Annotated in this window: 18 protein-coding genes; 2 read left to right on the forward strand and 16 right to left on the reverse strand. The window is 70.2% G+C overall.

The features are described from left to right. Nucleotides 1-19: 19 nt before the first annotated feature. The 11 genes from holA to ACY466_RS14400 all read right to left on the reverse strand — a co-directional run bounded on the left by holA (nt 20) and on the right by ACY466_RS14400 (nt 10666). A complete protein-coding gene (gene holA, locus ACY466_RS14350; RefSeq protein ID WP_463246020.1) occupies nt 20-1006 on the reverse strand; it encodes a DNA polymerase III subunit delta in 987 nt (328 codons plus the stop codon). Between the two features lie 33 nt (nt 1007-1039). After that, entirely contained in the window at nt 1040-2566 is a 1527-nt protein-coding gene (locus tag ACY466_RS14355; RefSeq protein WP_463246021.1) for a ComEC/Rec2 family competence protein, read from the reverse strand. Between the two features lie 3 nt (nt 2567-2569). Further along, a complete protein-coding gene (locus ACY466_RS14360) occupies nt 2570-3328 on the reverse strand; it encodes a ComEA family DNA-binding protein (RefSeq protein WP_463246022.1) in 759 nt (252 codons plus the stop codon). Between the two features lie 100 nt (nt 3329-3428). Beyond that, nucleotides 3429-4151, reverse strand: coding sequence for a diglucosylglycerate octanoyltransferase (gene octT / locus ACY466_RS14365; RefSeq protein WP_463246023.1), 723 nt, complete (start codon nt 4149-4151; stop codon nt 3429-3431). Next, the gene (locus ACY466_RS14370; protein ID WP_463246024.1) at nt 4148-4807 is read right to left on the reverse strand and encodes a histidine phosphatase family protein; all 660 of its coding nucleotides are present in this window, start codon (nt 4805-4807) and stop codon (nt 4148-4150) included. The genes octT and ACY466_RS14370 overlap by 4 nt, the downstream gene beginning before the upstream one ends. After that, nucleotides 4804-5307, reverse strand: coding sequence for a ribosome silencing factor (gene rsfS / locus ACY466_RS14375; RefSeq protein WP_463246025.1), 504 nt, complete (start codon nt 5305-5307; stop codon nt 4804-4806). The genes ACY466_RS14370 and rsfS overlap by 4 nt, the downstream gene beginning before the upstream one ends. Further along, nucleotides 5304-6041, reverse strand: a complete 738-nt coding sequence (nadD, locus tag ACY466_RS14380; RefSeq protein ID WP_463246026.1) for a nicotinate-nucleotide adenylyltransferase — start codon at nt 6039-6041, stop codon at nt 5304-5306. Before nadD ends, rsfS begins: the two co-directional genes overlap by 4 nt. Nucleotides 6042-6052: 11 nt before the next feature. Continuing rightward, nucleotides 6053-7486, reverse strand: coding sequence for a vWA domain-containing protein (locus ACY466_RS14385; protein WP_463246027.1), 1434 nt, complete (start codon nt 7484-7486; stop codon nt 6053-6055). Between the two features lie 6 nt (nt 7487-7492). Then, on the reverse strand, nt 7493-8362 hold the full coding sequence (locus ACY466_RS14390) for an AAA family ATPase (RefSeq protein ID WP_463246028.1): 870 nt from the start codon (nt 8360-8362) through the stop codon (nt 7493-7495). 41 nt (nt 8363-8403) lie between these two features. Beyond that, on the reverse strand, nt 8404-9702 hold the full coding sequence (locus ACY466_RS14395; RefSeq protein ID WP_463246029.1) for a glutamate-5-semialdehyde dehydrogenase: 1299 nt from the start codon (nt 9700-9702) through the stop codon (nt 8404-8406). A 34-nt stretch (nt 9703-9736) separates the two neighbouring features. Next, nucleotides 9737-10666, reverse strand: coding sequence for an ABC transporter substrate-binding protein (locus ACY466_RS14400; RefSeq protein ID WP_463246030.1), 930 nt, complete (start codon nt 10664-10666; stop codon nt 9737-9739). Nucleotides 10667-10819: 153 nt separating this feature from the next. Here ACY466_RS14400 and ACY466_RS14405 point away from each other — a divergent pair, with 153 nt between their 5' ends. Next, nucleotides 10820-11923: an NADH:flavin oxidoreductase/NADH oxidase gene (locus ACY466_RS14405; RefSeq protein WP_463246031.1), complete on the forward strand. Its 1104-nt coding sequence runs from the start codon at nt 10820-10822 to the stop codon at nt 11921-11923. A gap of 67 nt (nt 11924-11990) precedes the next feature. Here ACY466_RS14405 and ACY466_RS14410 read toward each other — a convergent pair whose 3' ends face one another. Continuing rightward, on the reverse strand, nt 11991-12617 hold the full coding sequence (locus tag ACY466_RS14410; protein ID WP_463246032.1) for a TetR/AcrR family transcriptional regulator: 627 nt from the start codon (nt 12615-12617) through the stop codon (nt 11991-11993). A gap of 87 nt (nt 12618-12704) precedes the next feature. Between ACY466_RS14410 and ACY466_RS14415 the strand changes: the two genes are divergently transcribed. After that, nucleotides 12705-14054, forward strand: a complete 1350-nt coding sequence (locus ACY466_RS14415; RefSeq protein WP_463246033.1) for a YhgE/Pip domain-containing protein — start codon at nt 12705-12707, stop codon at nt 14052-14054. On the opposite strand, the gene ACY466_RS14420 is transcribed toward ACY466_RS14415, so the two are convergent. The 4 genes from ACY466_RS14420 to ACY466_RS14435 are packed head-to-tail and all read right to left on the reverse strand — an operon-like array spanning nt 13992 to nt 18647. Further along, nucleotides 13992-14969 carry a D-2-hydroxyacid dehydrogenase gene (locus ACY466_RS14420; RefSeq protein WP_463246034.1) on the reverse strand — a complete coding sequence of 326 codons (978 nt, stop codon included), beginning with the start codon at nt 14967-14969 and terminating at the stop codon, nt 13992-13994. The two genes, ACY466_RS14415 and ACY466_RS14420, sit on opposite strands and share 63 nt — an antisense overlap. Beyond that, the gene (locus tag ACY466_RS14425; protein WP_463246035.1) at nt 14966-16195 is read right to left on the reverse strand and encodes a M20 family metallopeptidase; all 1230 of its coding nucleotides are present in this window, start codon (nt 16193-16195) and stop codon (nt 14966-14968) included. Before ACY466_RS14425 ends, ACY466_RS14420 begins: the two co-directional genes overlap by 4 nt. Continuing rightward, nucleotides 16192-17436 (reverse strand): aminotransferase-like domain-containing protein, encoded by a 1245-nt coding sequence (locus tag ACY466_RS14430; RefSeq protein WP_463252303.1) that lies wholly within the window; start codon nt 17434-17436, stop codon nt 16192-16194. The genes ACY466_RS14425 and ACY466_RS14430 overlap by 4 nt, the downstream gene beginning before the upstream one ends. A gap of 5 nt (nt 17437-17441) precedes the next feature. Then, nucleotides 17442-18647 (reverse strand): M24 family metallopeptidase, encoded by a 1206-nt coding sequence (locus tag ACY466_RS14435; RefSeq protein ID WP_463246036.1) that lies wholly within the window; start codon nt 18645-18647, stop codon nt 17442-17444. Nucleotides 18648-18675: the final 28 nt, after the last annotated feature.

Here is an 18675-nt window from a genome sequence, read left to right on the forward strand (position 1 = left end):
ATCCTGCCGCGCCGAGAGTTCAGCGCTGGGAGCCGAGCGTCGCCACGGTGCTCACGGCCCGCTCCACCGCGTAGTCCGCGTCCGCGGCCTGCCCCTTCACGTCGGCGTTGAGAGATGCCACCACGTGCAGCGCCGTCGCGACCCGGGTGGGATCCCAGTACCGCGCCTGAGCCTGCGCCTTCTTGATCTTCCACGGCTGCATTCCCAGTTCCGACGCCATGCGGAACGGGTCACCCCGCCCTGCCGAGCCCACGCGGGCCACCGTGTGCACCGCGTCGGCCAGAGCGTCGGCGATCAGCACGTGCGGAGTTCCCCCCAGCATCGCCCACCGCAACGCTTCGAGCGCACCCGCGATGTCCCCGGACACGGCCTTGTCCGCGATGTCGAACCCGCTCACGTCCGCGCGCCCCGAGTAGTAGCGCCGGACGGCCGCGACGTCGACCTTGCCGCCGGTGTCGGAGACCAGCTGCGAACACGCCGCGGCGAGTTCGCGCAGATCGGATCCGACCGACTCCACGAGGGCGGCGATCGCGTCGGGAGCAACCCTGGTCTCGCCGTGCGAGCGGAACTCGTTGCGCACGAAATCGGTGCGGTCGCCCGACTTCGACAGTTTGGCGCACTCGTGGACCACGGCCCCGGCCTTCTGCAGCACCCCGACCATGGATTTCGCCCGTCCCCCGCCCGAGTGCAGCACCACCAGCACGACCCCGTCGATCGGGGCGGCCGCCGCATCCTGCACCAGGCCGACGGCGTCCTTGCCGGCTTCGGCCGCGGACTCGAAGATCACCACCCGGTCCTCGGCGAACAGCGACGGGCTCAGCAGTTCCGCCAACTCGGCCACGGTGGTGTCGCCCGCGCGGAGACGATCGACGGGGACATCGGATCCCGCGCCCGCGGTCGCCGCGCGCATGCGCGCGATGATCGACGTGACGGCCCGCTCGACCAGCAGTTCCTCGTCCCCGAGAACGAGGTGCAGGGGCTCCGGCCGGGTCACTGTCGCACTCACGGACACGATCGTGTCACGGCAGTCCGACACCCCTCACTCCGACTCGGGCCGCACCCTCCCCGACCGCCACCGGTACACGCCGACGACCACCGACCCGAACCCGCCGACCGCCGCGAGGACGATCCCCGCACCCGCAAGCCCCGACGGCACGGTGACCACCGCGTTCGGGATGGACGCGGCCCGATCGGCGACGGTCACCAGCCACCACAGCGGAAGCGCCGCGACACCGGCCACGACGGCTCCGGCCGGCACGCTCACCACCGCCACGACGGCCGCGATCGCCCCCACCACGGTGACCGGACCCACGACCGGCGCCGCGAGCACGTTCGCCGCGATCGCGACGGTGGAGAAGGTACCCGCCATGGCCGCCACCACCGGCGCCGTCACCAGGTGCGCGGCCGTCGCCACCGCGATCGCGTCCACCACGGGCCGGCGCCGGACGACGTCCGACCGGGCCGCGAGAGCCGCCGAGAGCATCGGCGCCACCACCACGAGAGCCGTCGTGGCCGTGGCGGACAGCGCGAAACCGTAGTTCACCGCCAGCGCGGGATCGAGCCCCAACAGCAGGACGATCGCCGTGCACAGCGCGGGCATCGCGTGTCGGCGGCGGCCGGTCAGGACCGCGAGCAGCCCGATCGCCCCCATCACGGCGGCCCGCAGCACGCTCGGCGACGGACGCGCCACCACCACGAACGCCACGAGCATCACCCCGGCCAGCACCGTCGTCGTTCGTGGACCGAGTGTCGCCGCGTGCGCGAGCAGCACGACGGCGCCGACCAGAAAGGTGAAGTTCGCACCCGAGACAGCGGTCAGGTGGGACATACCCGCGGCGGTGAACGAGTCCTCCACCTCCGCCGTGAGCCCGCTGCGATCCCCGACCACGATGCCCGGCAACAGCCCACCCGCGTCGTCGGGCAGTGCCCGCGCGGATGCGGCCGCGAGCGCGCCGCGCACCCTGTCTGCCCACCCCAGAGCGGCCGGGGGCGGCTCCACCGTCTCGGGGCTTCCCGTCGCCCGCGTCACCGCGTGCACCAGACCCGGCCGGTCGGGCAGCGCTGCCCGGGCCCGGAACCGAACCGTGCTCCCGAGCCGGACGTGCTCCCATCCCGAGACGGGAGCGAAGACGAGTAGTCGCGCCGAGAGCGTCGTCACCTCGCCTCCGATCTCCACCCGCGACGCCGTGACCGGAACCATCACCTGGTCGGCGAACGACGTCGTGAGCACGCGAGGATCGTCGGTGATCGTGCCGGTGACCCCGATGTGGGCACCGGCCGCAGCCGCAGCGCGCACCGGACCCGACTCCACGGCGTGTGCTCGCGTGCCCGCCGCGACCGCCGATGCCCCGGTGATCGCGCACGCCGCGATCAGCACCAGGGCCGACGCGGTGAGCACGCCCCGACGGTGCATCACCACCGAGACGCCGGCCCCCACCGCGCAGACCACCGCCAGGAACACCGCACCGGTCCACCCCGCGAGTATTGCGACCAGGCATGCGCCCCAACACCCGAGAGCTGCGGGCACCAACCTCAGGTCGAGGAGCGGGGGCGGGTCGACGTCCACCGCTCAGACCGTCACGAGGAAGCGCAGCGCCTCGAGTCGCGCCGGTCCGATGCCCGACACCTCGGCGAGTTGGTCCACGCTGGTGAAGGGTCCGTTCTCGTCCCGGTACGCGAGGATGGCGGTGGCCGTCACCGGCCCCACCCCGGGCAGCGCATCGAGATCGGCGAGTGTGGCCGTGTTCAGCGACACCCCTGCCGACACCCCTGCCGACACCCCGGCGCCCGCCGGCGGCGGCGCCGTACCGACCGCTGCCCCCGCACCCACCGACGGCCCGGAACTGGTCGACGGTCCGTCCCCCGTGGTCGAGCCGACGACGATCTGATCGCCGTCCGTCACCTTCTGCGCCCAGTTGAGTCCGAACATGTCGGCGTCCGCGCGATGTCCCCCCGCCGCGGCGACGGCATCGGCGATGCGGGCGCCGGCCGGGAGCGTCACCAGACCCGGCCGCAGCACCGCACCGATCACACTCACCACGGCGGACGCATCCGCGACGTCCGGCGATCCGGCCGCCGATCCCGCTGTGGGTGAACCGCTCTCGGCATCGATGTCGCCCTCGCCGATCTCCAGGGCGGGCAGCGGCGGCACCGGGGCGGAGGCCTCCGGACCGTCGCGCCACACGGCCCCGACGGTTCCCAGGACCAGGACCACCCCCACGGCCAGCAACGCACGCACGCCTCGGCTCCCGGGATCGAGCCGAAGTCCCGCCCAGGGCAACCGTCGTCGAAACGGTCCCGACGCGTCGGGTGCGGTGTCGTCCGTCATGGATCGAACCTAGGGTGCGCGTGCGCCGCGAACGCCCCGTGAGACGCGGGGTGTGCACGAACGCCGATTTCGTTCGAGCCTGTGGATCGACGGCGAGAATTCAGCGACCGGCGAGCAGCGGCGCGAGTGTCGTCAGCATCGCCTCGGCGACGCGGGTGTGCGAGTCCCAGCCCCAGTGGATGCCATCGGGATTGGCTGTGCCGGAACGGAAATCGGGCTCCACGGCGGCCTTGAGATCCACCAGCGGCACCTGGTGGTCGTGCGCCCAGGCCGTCGTCGCACGCACCGCGGGCTCGCGTCCGGCGTGGATGCGGCCGTACGCGTCGCACCGGTGCACGGACGGCAACGTCCCCACGACGGGCAACCCCGGTCGCAGCGTGGTCATGGACTCGCGGATCTGCTCCAGGTACTCCACGCTCAGCCTCGGCGGCAACGCCACCGGTCGACCCAGCGGAGCGAGCCGCGGTTGCAACCACCCGTACGTCTGTCGCACCACGCGGCGCACCGCGGGCGGCCGCACGTAGCGGATCTGCTCCCGGAGTGCGGTGGGGAGCGGTGAGGGCAGCGAGTCCATTCCCCCGGTCGCCAACACCATCGCCCCGGCCCGCGGCACCGACGCCCACACCCGTGGATCCTGCGTCACCGCCCACCAGGCGTCGCGGCAGGTCCAGCCGATCCGGGCGACGAGCTCGACGTCCCACCCCAGTTCACGGCCGACGATGCTCGGCCAGATCCGCGGATGGTCGGCGGCCAGGCCACCCTTCGGGCCGTAGTAGGCCAGCGAGTCGGCCAGCACCAGCAGGACCGGGCGTTCCGACGTCACAGAACGTCGCTCGCCACCCGCGCCGACGCGTTCCACACGTCGAGTCGCCAGGACGGCTCGGTGGCGGTGCCGTGCGCCGCGACCTGCACCCAGCTCGCGTTGCCCAGTCCACCCAGCACCGGCCAGCGGTCGACGGGCAGGTCCAGCACCGCGGCCGTCATCGCGGCGATGGTGCCGCCGTGCGCGACCACCACCACCGGGGCGTCCTCGGTCCAGGACGCGTCGTCCAGCAACTCGCGCAACAGCGGTGCGGTGCGGGCGGCGACGTCGAGTCGGGATTCCCCGCCCGGCGGTCGGAACGACGCGTCCGCGCGCCAGGCCTCCCGAGCACCGGGAGCCCGCACGTCGACGTCGAGATGCGTCAGGCCCTGCCACTCACCGAGGTGCGTTTCCCGCAGCCGTTCGTCGGTCTCGACGGACACCCCGGTGGCCTCGGACAGTGCCCGCGCGGTGTCGTGCGCACGCGCCAGGTCGGAGGAGACGATGCGGTACGGGCGTCGTTCGGCCAGCTCGCGTGCCGCTTCCTTCGCCTGGGCCCGGCCCAACTCGGTGAGTTCGGTGTCCAGATGGCCCTGCATGCGCATACCGGCGTTGTACTCGGTCTGTCCGTGGCGAAGGAGCACCAGCCGCCGCACTCCCGATGCCGCGGAGGTCACTCGCGAGAGTCCTCGGCGCGCAGGTCCGCCTCGGCGGCGGCGATGTCCTCGTCGAGGATGTCGGCGTCGCGCGTGACTCCGTCGAAGGGAACGTCGTCGACGCCGTGGTCCTCGGTGCCGTACTCGACGTCGCCGGTGCCGCCGACGCCCTCGATCTGCAGAACCGGGCAGTCCTTCCACAGACGCTCGAGCGCGTAGAAGTGCCGCTCGTCGTTGTGCAGGACGTGGACGACGACGTCGACGTAGTCGAGCAGCGCCCAGCGTCCCTCCCGGGTGCCCTCGCGACGCACGGGCTGGTGCCCGGCTTCGCGCAGCTTCTCCTCGATGTTCTCCACGACGGCGTTGACCTGACGCTCGTTGGATGCGGACGCGATGACGAAGCAGTCGGTGATGACGAGTTGCTCGGACACGTCGAGCGCGATGACGTCGACGGCCAGTTTGTCGTCGGCGGCTCGGGCCGCGATGCTCGCGATCGCGATGGCGTCGGTGGTTGCGCTCACTGGTGAATTCTCCTGCTGCTCTGAGTGTTCGGAAGTTCGGTCTGTTCGTCGTGCGTGATCGACGGTTCACTCATCGTGACCTCGCCGTCGTCGCGCACGTGGCCCTGCGGGCGGTAGAGGTCTCGCTTCGAGATGTACTGCACGACGCCGTCGGGCACGAGGTACCACACGGGCCGACTCTCGGCGGCCCGTCGTCGGCACTCCGTCGACGAGATCGCCAGGGCGGGGATCTCGACCAGGGTCAGGACGTCCTTGGGCAACCGGGCGAGGTACTCGGAGAGATGCTCCGCGCCGAGGTCGTATCCCGGCCGGGACACCCCGACGAACCGGGCCAGCTCGAACAACTCGGGCCAGTCCTGCCACCCGAGGATGTTGCCCAGAGCGTCGGCTCCGGTGATGAAGTACAGCTCGTCGCCAGGATGCTGACGGGCCAGGTCGCGCAGGGTGTCCACAGTGTAGGTCTTCTTGCCGCGGTCGAGGTCGACCCGGCTGACCGAGAAACGCGGGTTCGACGCGGTGGCGATCACGGTCATCAGATAGCGATCCTCGGCCGGACTGACCGCCGACTCGCTCTTCTGCCAGGGATCACCGGTGGGAACGAAGATGACCTCGTCGAGGTCGAAGCGGTGCGCGACCTCGCTGGCGGCCACCAGGTGACCGTGGTGGACGGGGTCGAACGTTCCGCCCATCACCCCCAGTCTGCGGGGTCCGTCGCCGGTCGGTGATTCCTGCACGAGTGTCGACTCTACGTGGTCACGGCCGTCGAACCGACCGGGAGCAGCCTGCCGACCACGTCGGCCAGTTGACTCGCCGACCGGCATTCGTGCATCGGGATCACCCGTCGGTAGACGTCCGCGGCGGAGTCCCCCGATCCCCACTGCGACTTCGGCTCCGGGTTCAGCCAGTGGGCGTGCTTGGCGACGGCCACCATCTGCGCCAGGCTCGCCGTCTTGGGGTCGCGGTAGTTGGTGCGGGCGTCGCCGAGCACCAGCAACGATGCCCGCGCCGTCACGGCGTCCATGTGGTGATCGACGAAGGTGGCGAACGAGTGGCCGTAGTCGGAGTGCCCGTCGAAGGTGATCAGTTCGGACTCGGCGACCATCCTCGACATCGAACTGCCGAGATCGTTGCCGTCGAAGAACCGCGTGACCTCGTCGGCCGAGTCGATGAAGGCGAAGATGCGGACCCGCGAGAACTGCTCGCGAAGGGTGTGGACGAGAAGAAGGGTGAACTGGCTGAATCCCGCCACCGAGCCGGAGACGTCGCACAGGATGACCAGCTCCGGGCGGGCCGGGCGGGGTTTGCGCATGACCAGATCGATCGGCACCCCGCCGGTGGACAGGGACTTGCGCAGCGTGCGGCGCATGTCGATGGATCCGGACCGCGCCCGAGCCCGACGGGCCGCCAACCGGCTCGCCAAAAGCCGTGCGAGCGGCGTCACGTTCTTGCGCAGCGCGGTCAACTCCGCACTCGATGCTCGCAGGAAGTCGACTTCCTCGGCGAGGCGCGGCACCCCGTACGACGCGACGCGTTCCTTGCCCAGAACCTCGGCCGTGCGGCGGCGGGTCTCCTTCTGCACCATCGAGCGGAACTCCGCGATGCGCACCGCGGCGGTGCGGCGGGCGAGTTCGGTCTCGAAGTCGCCGGAGGTCGGATTGCCCGTGGCCTGTGATCGGCCCAGCAGACCGTCGAGCAGGCGCTCGAGCAGCGTGTCGGGAGCGATCTCGCGCAGAGCTTGGTACTCCGAGAACGAGTCCCCGCGGGTGGAGCTGTACTTGCCGTAGGTCTCGACGATGTCGCCGACCAGTGACTGCACCGCCGCCATCGCCTCGGGCGATCCGTCCGCCAGCAGGTCGGCGATGACGTGCTTCAGAGCGTCGAGATCGACCGTGCCGTCCTCCGTGAGCGGCGGCCGGACCGGGGCGTCCTCGTCGGCCGTGCGCGAGCCGATGGCCGCGGGGAACCACAGATCGAACAGCGCGTCGAAGGCGGCCCGATGGGTCGGCCGACGCACCAGTGCGCACGCCAGACCCTCACGGACCACCTCGCGATCGAGCAGGTCCAACACCGACAACACCTGGCCGGCGTCGACGGTCTCCGACGGCCCCACGTCGATTCCGCGTCGCCGAAGAGCCTCCACGAAGCCGACGAGGTGAGCCGGAATGCCGGTATCGCTCACGTCGGGTCAGCCGAGCCGCAACTCGGCCACGGCCTTCGTGTGGTCGCCGCGGTGCTTGAGGATGACGCCCAGGGTGGACGCCACCGCGTCGTCGTCCACGGTCTCGATGCCGAGCGCCAGCAGGGTGCGCGCCCAGTCGATGGTCTCGGCCACCGACGGCAGCTTCTGCAGCTGCATCTCGCGCAGCACTCCCACGATGCGCACCATCTGCTCGGCCATCGCCTCCGGCAGCTCGGGAACCCGGCTCGCCAGGATGCGGCGCTCGAGATCGGCGTCGGGGAAGTCCAGGTGCAGGAACAGGCAGCGACGCTTGAGGGCCTCGGACAGCTCGCGCGTCGCGTTCGAGGTGAGCACCGTGAACGGGCGACGGGTGGCGGTGATGGTCCCGAGCTCGGGGACGGTGATGGCGAAGTCGCTGAGCACCTCGAGGAGAAGTCCCTCGATCTCGATGTCGGCCTTGTCGGTCTCGTCGATGAGCAGCACCGTGGGATCGTCGCGGCGGATGGCGGTGAGCAGTGGCCGCGAGAGCAGGAACTCCTCGGCGAACACGTCGTGCTTCGTCTCGTCCCACGCCGCGCCCGAGCTGGACTGGATTCGCAGGATCTGCTTCGCGTGATTCCACTCGTAGAGTGCGCGTGCTTCGTCCACGCCCTCGTAGCACTGCAGGCGCACCAGTTCGGCGTCCGCGGCCTGCGCGACGGCGCGGGCCAGTTCGGTCTTGCCGACTCCGGCGGGACCCTCGATGAGCAACGGCTTGCCCAGGCGATCGGCCAGGAACACGGCCGTCGCGGTGGCCTTGTCGGCGAGGTACCCGGTGGTCGCGAGGCGAGCGAGTACGTCGTCGACGTCGGTGAAGAACGGGTGGGGCTGGTTCACGAGTGGAACCTTTCGCTGCGTGCGGGTGCGGTCGGGCGTGGTCAGGCCGGACGGATGTGCCCGTCCCCCCACACGATCCACTTGGTGGAGGTGAGTTCGCGCAGTCCCATCGGACCACGAGCGTGCAGCTTCTGGGTCGAGATGCCGATCTCGGCCCCGAAACCGAACTGCTCGCCGTCGGTGAAGGCGGTCGAGGCGTTGACCATCACCGCGGCTGCATCGACCCGGGCCGTGAACGCCTGTGCCGCAGCCAGATCCGCGGTGACGATGGCCTCGGTGTGCCCGGTTCCGTATCGGTCGATGTGCTCGATCGCGGCGTCGAGACCGTCGACCACGGCGAGCGCGATGTCGTCCGAGAGGTACTCCTCGGACCAGTCCGACTCCGTGGCGGGGATCAGACCGGGCAGGTCTCCGTGGATGCGCACGCCGCTCGCCTCGAGCGCGCGGATCAACCGCGGCACGGCCTCGTCGGCGACGGCGGCGTCGATGAGCACGGTCTCCGCGGCGTTGCACACGCTGACCCGGCGCGTCTTGGCGTTGAGAACGATGCTCTCCGCCATCGCGAGATCTGCGGCGGCGTGCACGTACACGTGGCAGTTGCCGACGCCGGTCTCGATGGTGGGCACGGTGGCGTCGCGTACCACCGCGGCGATCAGGCCCGCGCCACCGCGGGGAATGGCGACGTCCACCAGACCTCGGGCGCGGATCAGGTGCGTGACGGTGGCCCGGTCGGCGCTCGACAGCAACTGCACGGCGTCGGCCGGCAGGCCCTGCTCCGTCAGCGCCTCACGGAGCACCAGGACGAGAGCCGCGTTGGATCGGGCCGCCGAGGACGAGCCGCGCAGCAACACCGCGTTACCCGACTTCAGCGTGAGGCCGAAAGCATCGACCGTGACGTTCGGCCGAGCCTCGTAGATCATCCCGACCACGCCCAGCGGCACCGCGATCTGCCGGGTCTCGAGACCGTTGGGCAGCGTGGAGCCGGTGCGCACCTCACCGACCGGGTCCGGAAGAGCAGCGACCTGCCGCAGGCCCGCGGCGATGCCGTCGACGCGCGCGGCCGTCAAGCGCAGCCGGTCCAGCTGCGACGTGGGAGTGCCCGCGTCGGCCGCGGTCTCGAGGTCCTCGGCGTTGGCCGCCAGCACGGCGTCGGTGGCGGCGACGATCGCGTCGGCGGCGGCATGGAGGGCCGCGTCCTTGTCCGCTCGGGTGAGCAGCGCGAGGGCGCGCGAGGCGACGCGCGCTCGGCGGGCGGCGTCGTGCACGGCGATCTCGAGGTCGTCGGTCGCGGCGTCGTCGACTCTGTCCACGGTGGCAGTCACGTCCTCAGGGTAGGACATGCCCCGACACGGACGGCCGGGGCGACGCGTCGCCTCAGGCGTCCCCGCCCAGAATGCGCTCGAGGTCGTCGAGCACGGTCAGCCCTCCCATCGGTCCGACGCCCGTGATCCAGTACGACTGGTCCACCAGGTGCGGCTCGGGGAACACCGCGTCGTTGACGGCGATCGACGCCGGGAGGGTCGACGGATCCTCCGGGTCACCGGACGTCACGAGAACCAGGTCCGCGCGGCCGTCGGAGGCGCGCTCGGGTGAGAGGTCGACGGAGATCTCCGACGACCACTCCTCGCGCGGCGGCGTGGTGAATCCCGCGCACTCGAGTGTGCTGCCCGCGAACGAGAGCGGTCCGTAGAGAGTCAGCAGATCGTTGCGTGGCCGGATGAGCTGCGCGGTTCGCCCCTGTGTGTCGTGGGTGCGGCCCACCTCGGCGCAGCGGTCGTCGTACCGGGTCAGCAGCGCCTCGGCGTCGTCCTCGCGCCCCAGTGCGCGACCCACCAAGCGCACGTTGTCCTTCCAGGGATCGGACTGCGACGCCATGAACACGGTGGGAGCGATCGCCGCGAGTCGGTCGTAGAAGGAGGAGTGCCGGGTCTCGGTGCCCAGGATCAGGTCCGGCTGCAGCGCGGCGATGGCCTCGAGATCGGGTTCGGCGGTGATGCCGACCGAGGTGGCCGCCCCCGCCTCCGCGCCCAGGTACTCGGGCACTCCCGAGGCCGCGCTCAGCACGGTGGTGCCCACGGGAACGACGCCGAGCGCGACGGACGTGTCGAGTTCGACCGGTTCCAGCGTCACCACGCGCGTGGGATTCTCGGTGACCTCGGTGACGCCGCGAGCGTGCTCGACCGCGCGGGTGGTCTCGACCGATTCGGCGGTCTCGGCGTCGCCGGAGCCGGCCGAGCATCCGGTCACGAACCCCAGTGCCGCCAGGGTCAGGGCCGCGACGGTTCGGGCCGTGGTCGTCGTCATGTGCGCTCCTCGATCGGGTTCAGGTCAGGTGAGGCTAACCTATATTCGGCGCCTTACGGACGCCCCGGAATGCCGGGCGCGCCGTCGGGGTTTTGCTCGATGTCGGCCCCGGACCCGTGGGCCGCACCGCCGAACGACCGAGGGAGGGCAGTCGTGAGCCTGCTGTTCGAACCGTTGACCCTGCGCGAGGTCACCTTCGCGAACCGGGTGTGGATGTCGCCGATGTGTCAGTACTCCGCATCGGCCGAGGGCGCCGACACCGGCGCGGCGACCCCCTGGCATCGCACCCACCTCGTCTCCCGCGCCGTCGGGGGTGTCGGCATGGTCATGACCGAAGCCGCGGCGGTGAGCCCCGAGGGCCGCATCACCCCGTGGGATCTCGGAATCTGGAACGACGCGCAGACCGAGGCACTCGCCGGCATCGTCGACGAGATCGTCGCTCTCGGCAGTGTTCCGGCCATCCAGCTCGCGCACGCGGGTCGCAAGGCCTCCACCGACGCGCCGTGGCGGGGTGGCAAGCCCCTGCCCGCCGACGAGCAGCTCGCCTGGGAGACTCTGGGGCCGAGCGCGATCGAGTTCGGGCACTACCCGGTACCGCGGGCGATGACCACAGAGGACATCGACGCCGTGGTCGCGGACTTCCGCTCCGCCGCCGAACGATCGCTTCGGGCCGGATTCCGCGTCGCCGAGGTCCACGCCGCCCACGGCTACCTGCTGCACCAGTTCCTCTCCCCCGCCAGCAACCATCGCACCGACGAGTACGGCGGCGATTTCGACGGGCGCACCCGCCTCCTGCTCCGCGTCGTCGACGCCGTGCGCGAGGTGTGGCCCGCCGAGTTCCCGGTGCTCGTCCGCGTCTCGGCGACCGACTGGACCGGAGAGGAGCGAGGCGTCGACTCCGAGGCCTGGACCGCCGATCAGACGGTGCTGCTGACCCAGCGACTGCAGGAGCACGGGGTGGATCTGATCGACGTGTCGAGCGGCGGCAACGTGGCCAAGGCCGACATCCCGGTCGGCCCCGGCTACCAGGTGCCGTTCGCCGCCCGCATCCAGAACGAGACCACTGTTCCGGCGGCGGCCGTCGGCATGATCACCGAGCCCAAGCAGGCCGAGGACATCATCGGCGCGGGCGAGGCCGTCGCGGTGTTCCTCGGCCGCGAACTCCTGCGTGACCCGTACTGGGCCCGCCGCGCGGCGCGCGAGCTGGGATGCGAGTCCGTCCCCACCGTGCCGCCGCAGTACGAGCGCGCGTTCTGAACCACCGCGGTCGGTGTGTGGAGGTGTGGTCGCTTCCGGCGCACCCGAATCCACACACCGACCGCGATCAGGTCGTCTCTCGGGAGAACGACCAGATGATCCGCGCCACCAATTCCAGCCCCAACGCCTGCGGTACCGGATCGTCCGGTTCGGTCATCGCCTGGGACATCGCCCCGTCGTAGCCCGCGACCACGGCCCGCACCACCAGATCGCGGTCCGCGTTCAACTCACGGCCGAACGCCGCCAGGACGTCGACGATGATCGGGGCCAGCGCGTCGCGCAGAGACGCGCGGTGCTCGGCGACCACGCGGGCGAGCTCGGGGTGCCGCGTCGCGTGGGCGACGAATTCCACCATCAGTACGTGCCAGGACGGATCGGCGACGAGTCCGCGCAGCCCCTCGGTCACCGCGTCCTGGAACGACGCGTCCGTCCGATCTCCGTTCACCGAGTCCGCCGCCGCTCGGACGCGGTCGACCAGCGCTCCCGCCTGCCGCTTCCACAGCGCCAGGAAGACCTCGTCCATCGACGAGAAGTTCGAGTAGAACGCGCCGCGGGTGAAACCGGCGCGCTCGCAGATCTGCTCGGGGGTCGCGCGGCCGAAGCCGCGCTCGACGAACACCTCGTGGGCCCCGTCCAGTACGCGCTCACGCGTGGCCGCGCGCCGCGGACTCGTCTCGGATGCGGTGACGCTCATGACAGCCCCTGACTCGGTTCGATGCATTATTGTATCCAACGTACCGGATACACATGTGTATCGAATTCTTCGATCGGAAGGGCCACCATGGCTGCCACCGACACGACGCCGTTGCGCCGACCCCGAACCTGGCTGGTTCCCGTTCTCGTGGTCTCGGCGCTCATGTCGTTGCTGGCCTCCCTGTACCTCGGCGGCATCGTCGATCCGAAGAACAACCTGAACGATTTCCCCATCGCCATCGTCAACAGCGACGAGGGCGATGTCCTCCCCGACGGGCAGCGGCAGGTAGCGGGCGACCGCATCGAGAGCGCCATCGTCGACGGTGTCGACGCCGACGAGATCGACCTACGCCGCGTCGGCATCGGGCAGGCGCGGGACATGCTCGCCGATGGACAGATCTACGGCGCCGTCGTCATCCCGAGCGACTTCAGCAAACGCCTCACGATTCTGGGTGAGGCGAGCGTGGCGTCCGGCGACGTGGACAGGCCCGTCATCACCGTGCTCACCAATCCGCGTGCCGGAACGCTGGGCGCGTCCATCGCCACCACCATCGGCGACACGGCGCTCGAGCGCGCCAACGAGCAAGTGGGACAGCAACTCACGCAACAGGTGACCGACGAGATCGGGCCCGACGCGACCATCAGCGGCGCGGCGTCGCTCGCCCTCGCGCAACCCATCGACGTCGTCGTCACCCCCTACGACCCGCTCCCGGACGGCACCGGCCTCGGCCTGTCCGCGTTCTACTACTCGCTGCTGCTCCTGCTCGCCGGGTTCACCGGCGCCATGGTGGTCAGCGCCCTCGTCGACGGGTTCCTCGGAGTGACACCCACCGAGTTCGGGCCGTTCTTCCGACTGCGAGAACACGCGAACCTCTCCCGCATGGGAACCCTGGTGACCAAGTGGGCCATCATGGCGGTGTTGGGGCTCGTGGTCTCGGGTCTGTACCTCGCGATCGCGCACGCTCTGGGGATGCCGACCCCGAACTCGTTGCTGCTGTGGATGTACGGGGCGCTGGCGATCGCCGCGGTCGGCATCACCGCGGTGTCGATCCTCTCGGTGTTCGGCACCGCCGGGCTCCTGATCAACCTCGTGCTGTTCGTGGTGCTCGGACTTCCGTCCGCCGGCGCGACCGTGCCGATCCAGGCCTCCCCGCCCCTGTTCGGGGCGCTGGCCCGCGTCGAACCGATGCACCAGGTGTACCTCGCGGTGCGCTCGATCCTGTACTACGACGCGCGTCCCGGAGCCGGTCTCACCCACGGACTCACGATGACGCTCGTGGGCCTGGTGATCGGCGTGCTGTTCGGAGCGCTCGTCGTCGCGTACTACGACCGCAAGGGTTTTCGGCGCGGCGATCGGTCCACGAGCGCTCGCCCCTCAGGAACCGCCGGGGACGAAACCGAGTCGCTTGTCGACGACGTTGTCGAGGGACGCGCCTGACACGAACGCGGCGGCGTTGCGCGCGAACTGCTCGGCCAACCGGTCCCGCCACCCCGTGCTGTCTCCGCTCATGTGCGCGGTCAGAACGACGTTCTCGACGGCCCAGAGCGGGTGGTTCTCGGGAAGCGGCTCGACCTCGAACACGTCGAGCGCCGCCCCGGCCACGTGCGAGGACGCGAGCGCGTCGAGCAATGCCTCGGTGTCGAGAAGCTCGCCGCGTCCGACGTTGATCACGCGCACACCGGGTTTCGCCGCATCCAGCACCGAGCGCCCGACCAGCCCGCGGGTCTGCTCGGTGAGCGGTGCGATGAGCACCAGGTAGTCGGCGTCGCTCACCACCCGCTCGAGGTCGGTGCTGGCGAACACCTCCCCGAAATCCGGATCGCCGCCACGCGCGGTGCGGCCCACCCCGCACACGTCCATGCCCACGGCCCGCAGCATCCGCGCCGTCGCCCGGCCGATGCTCCCGGTTCCCACCACCACGGCACGGGTGCCGGTGATCGTGTCGGTCTCGCGTCGCAACCAGCGGTTCTCCTGCGCGAGCAGCACCGAACGCCGAGTGTCCTTGGCCAGGGCCAGAATCGACCCGAGCACGAACTCCGCGATCGGAACGTCGAAGATGCCGCGCGCGTTGGTCACCACCACGTCCGACGCCACCAGCTCGTCGAACAACAACTTGTCCACGCCGGCGGCGGCGACGTGAACCCACTCGAGCGATCCGCACCGCGGCCAGACGTCCTTCAGTGCCGTGGAGAAGAAATCCCAGAGCAGAACGGCCCGAGCACCGTCCACGGCGTCGGCGAACGTCTCGGTGGTGGTGTAGCGCACCTCGTAGGCCGCCTCGACGGACTCCATCGAGGACGGCAGTTCCCCGTCGTGCAGGACGGCGAGAACGGGGCGTTCGGCGGCACTCATGCCCCGAACCCTACGGTCCGCGAGATCAGTTCGAGATACGTCCGCGCCATCGCTCCCAGTTCGGCGATCTCGACCGACTCGTCCGGTTGGTGCGCCTGGGTCTGCACGTCACCGGGCCCGAGGACGATGGTGTCGACACCGTGATCACGCGCGACGAAACCACCGTCGCACGACGCGGTCCACACCTGTGGCTCGGTCGCGCCGGCGCCGGCTGCCGCGAGCGCGTCGATCGCCGAGGTCATCAGGGGGCCGGTCGGATCGGTCACGAACCCCGGCATCTCCATGTCCACCCGCACCTCGACGTCGATCTCCGGATCGACGACCGAGGCGAGCCGCACCTGCAGTTCCCGCGCGATGTCGTCCGCCGACTCACCCGGCAGGAGTCGCCGATCCACCTGCAGCACACAGGATCCCGCGACGATGGAGGGGCCGGTCCCGCCGTCGATGCGACCCGGGTTCCACGACGCCGCCCCCAGCACGGGGTGCGGATCGGCGGCGCACTCGGCGTGCATACGAGCGATCTCGGTGACGATCGCGGCGGCCGCCACCACGGCACTGAGACCGTTCTCCGGACGACCCGCGTGCGCGCTGCGACCGGTCACCGTCACCTCGAGGTTCGCCGCTCCCCGGCAGCCGACGATGGGTACCGACGACGTCGGTTCGGCCACCACGCACGCGGCCCACGTACCGATCTGCGGCCGTGACACCCAGTCACGAATACCCAGACCGGCGTCCTCCTCGTCCACGACGCAGGCCAGGCGAATCTCCCCGGCCGGCTGCACTCCCGCCGCCCGGACCGCACCCATCGCGCCCAGAACCGCGGCGAGTCCACCCTTCATGTCGGCACTCCCCCGGCCGACCACCCGCCCGGACCGCACGGAAGCGACGAACGGGTCCTGCGTCCATCCCGTACCGGCCGGGACCACGTCGGAATGGCCGAGGAACAGAAGGCCGGGTGCGGATCCACCGGGCAGGACGACATCGACGTTCGGTCGCCCCGCGGCGACCTCCCGGACCTCGACCTCGAGCCCGAACCTCTCGGCGAGGTCGACGAGACAACGCACCGTGGCGAACTCGTCGGGCCCGGCGTCGATCAACGCCGTCGTCGCCGACACGACCCCGTCGACGTCGATCTCGAGGGCGTCGATCTCGGGCGCGATACTGCCGGAGTCGATACCGACGCCTCCCCCGTCCCGCGCTCCGGCCGTCCGCACGCCACCCGTCACAGGCGCGACCGAGCCTCGTCCAAGGCCCCCGCCAGGCGCTGCACACCCACCTCGATGCGCTCCGGCGTCGACGAGGCGAAGCACAGCCGCATGGCGTCCCGGAACCGGCCGCCCGCGCTCAGCGCGGGTCCGGGGATGAACGCGACCCCGTGCGCGAGCGCGATCTCGAAGAGGTCGCGGGTGTCCACCGCGGCGTCGTCACCGGTGAGAGTGGTCCACAGGAAGAAGCCCCCGTCGGGATCGGTCGCGGTCACTCGTTCACCGAGGTGACGGCGGAGGCTGTCCTGCATGGCGAGCTTGCGGGGCCGGTAGATCTCGGCCAGCGCCGCGAGGTGTGTGGCGAACGCACCGGTCCGGATGAACTCGGCGATGATCCGCTGGTTCGGCACGTTGGTGCACGTGTCCATGGCCTGCTTGGCGTTGATCATGAGGTCCCGCACGCGGGGGTCCGCGTCGACCCAGCCGACCCGCAGCCCGGGGGCGATCAGCTTGGAGAAGGTGCGCACCGAGAACACCAACGGATCGTGCGGGGCGAGTGCGCGCAGACTCGGAATGGGATCACCGGCGAAGCGCAGGTGCCCGTACGGATCGTCGTCGAGAAGAATCGATCCCCACTTCCTGGCCAGCTCGATCAACGCCATGCGCCGCTCCAGCGACAGGGTGGCCCCGGACGGGTTCTGGAACGTCGGGATCGCGTAGATCATCTTGGGGATGCGGCCGGTCTGCGCGACCAGATCCTCGAGCTGCTCGACGATCAGCCCGTTCTCGTCCATCGGAGCCTCGATCACGTCGCCGCCGTAACTCAGGACGGTGGCCGTGCCGTTGGTGTAGGTCGGGCTCTCCACGAGCACCACGTCGCCCGGATCGACGAACAGCGTGCACGCCAGATCGAGCCCCTGCATGCCGCCGGAGGTGATGAGCAGGCGATCGGGTGTCGTCGGTTCGCCGACGCTCGCGCAGAAGTCGAGCAGGGCACTCATCAGAAGCGGATCACCCTCGGTGGCGCCGTAATCGAACGCACTGGCGTCGAGATGGCGGGATGCGATGTCCGCCAACGCCGCATGGGGAATCGCCTCGGACGCAGGGGAACCCATCGCGAAGCGCACGATGTCGTGCTTCTGCCCGGCCAGGAGCGAGGTCGACGAGTCGATCATCGACCCGACGAGCTTGTCGGTACGCATGGCCCACGGCAGCGTGGTGGTGGTGGGCCGGCTGGTGAAGGGCGAGGTGGTGTCGAGCATGGCGGTCACTCCTTGATCGTGAGCCGGCGGGGAAAGGACGTGAAGGTGCGAATACCGGTCTCGGTGACGGCGACGGACTCCGAGACCTCGTAGCCGTACCCGTCCAACCACATTCCCCCGATCACGTGAAAGGTCATGTTGGGTTCGAGCACGGTGGGGTCGTCGCTGCGCAGACTGATCGTGCGCTCGCCCCAGTCCGGGGCGTAGGCGATACCGATGGAATAGCCGATGCGCGAGGGCTTGTGGTACCCGCGCCGTGCCAGTTCGGCGTTCCACACCTGAGCGAGTTCACGGGTCTCCACGCCCGGCTTCATACGCTCGAGGACCGCGGTCAACGATTCGTCCGTCGCCACAGACAAGGCGCTCATCTTCGCGTCGGGTGCGCCGAGCGTCACCGTGCGCGCCATCGGCACGTGGTACCGACGGAAGACACCGGTCAGTTCCACGACGGTGGACTCCCCGGCCACGAACGGACGATCGGTCCACGTGAGGTGCGGGGTGTCCGCCCCGGCACCCGTGGGCAGCATCGGGAAGATGGCGGGGTGGTCGCCGCCGAATCGCTCGGTACCGCTCACCTGGGCGGCGGAGATCGCCGCGGCCGCATCGCATTGGCGCACACCGACGTCGATGACGTCCATGGCGACTTCCATGGCGCGCTGGCAGACGTCCGCCGCGCCCGCCATGAGCTCGATCTCGCGGTCCGACTTCACCGATCGGACCCAGTTGACGAGTTCGAAAGAATCCACGAACCGGTACTCCGGCAGTCCCTTGACCAACGCCTCGAAGGCCTTGGGGCTGAAGTAGTAGGAGTCCATCTCCAGGCCCACCTGGCCGTGCTCGAAGTTGGACACCAGTCCGAGCCCGCGCAGCGTCTCCGCAACCCAGACGAAGGGGTGCGTGTCGGGCCGCTGCACCAACGTCTCGGGGTATCCGTGCACCTGCGCCGGGGGCAACCAGGAGGTGTGCGAGGCCCCGTGCGCGTCCATCGCGCGAGCGAAGAACCGCATCTCCCCGGTCAGCGGCACGAAGAGCACCTGCGGGGTGTAGAACGACAGCGCGTTGTAGGCCGTCAAATAGTAGATGTTGGACGGATCGGTCACCATCAGCGCTTCGAGGTGCCGTTCGGCCATGGCCGCCCGCACCGCGTCGAGGCGGCGTCCGTACTCCTCGGCAGTGAACGCTGGGTGCTGGGTCGGTTCGGTGGAGATCATCGAACACCTCCTTCGGGGGTCGTCGAAC

Source organism: Rhodococcus sp. K11/5 (genome assembly GCF_055193735.1).

Coding starts and splice junctions, on each gene's coding strand:
- ACY466_RS14360 (WP_463246022.1), bottom strand. CDS start 3,328: ATGACGGACGACACCGCACCCGACGCGTCGGGACCGTTTCGACGACGG.
- ACY466_RS14395 (WP_463246029.1), bottom strand. CDS start 9,702: ATGTCCTACCCTGAGGACGTGACTGCCACCGTGGACAGAGTCGACGAC.
- ACY466_RS14400 (WP_463246030.1), bottom strand. CDS start 10,666: ATGACGACGACCACGGCCCGAACCGTCGCGGCCCTGACCCTGGCGGCA.
- ACY466_RS14410 (WP_463246032.1), bottom strand. CDS start 12,617: ATGAGCGTCACCGCATCCGAGACGAGTCCGCGGCGCGCGGCCACGCGT.
- ACY466_RS14415 (WP_463246033.1), top strand. CDS start 12,705: ATGGCTGCCACCGACACGACGCCGTTGCGCCGACCCCGAACCTGGCTG.
- ACY466_RS14420 (WP_463246034.1), bottom strand. CDS start 14,969: ATGAGTGCCGCCGAACGCCCCGTTCTCGCCGTCCTGCACGACGGGGAA.
- ACY466_RS14430 (WP_463252303.1), bottom strand. CDS start 17,436: ATGCTCGACACCACCTCGCCCTTCACCAGCCGGCCCACCACCACCACG.
- ACY466_RS14435 (WP_463246036.1), bottom strand. CDS start 18,647: ATGATCTCCACCGAACCGACCCAGCACCCAGCGTTCACTGCCGAGGAG.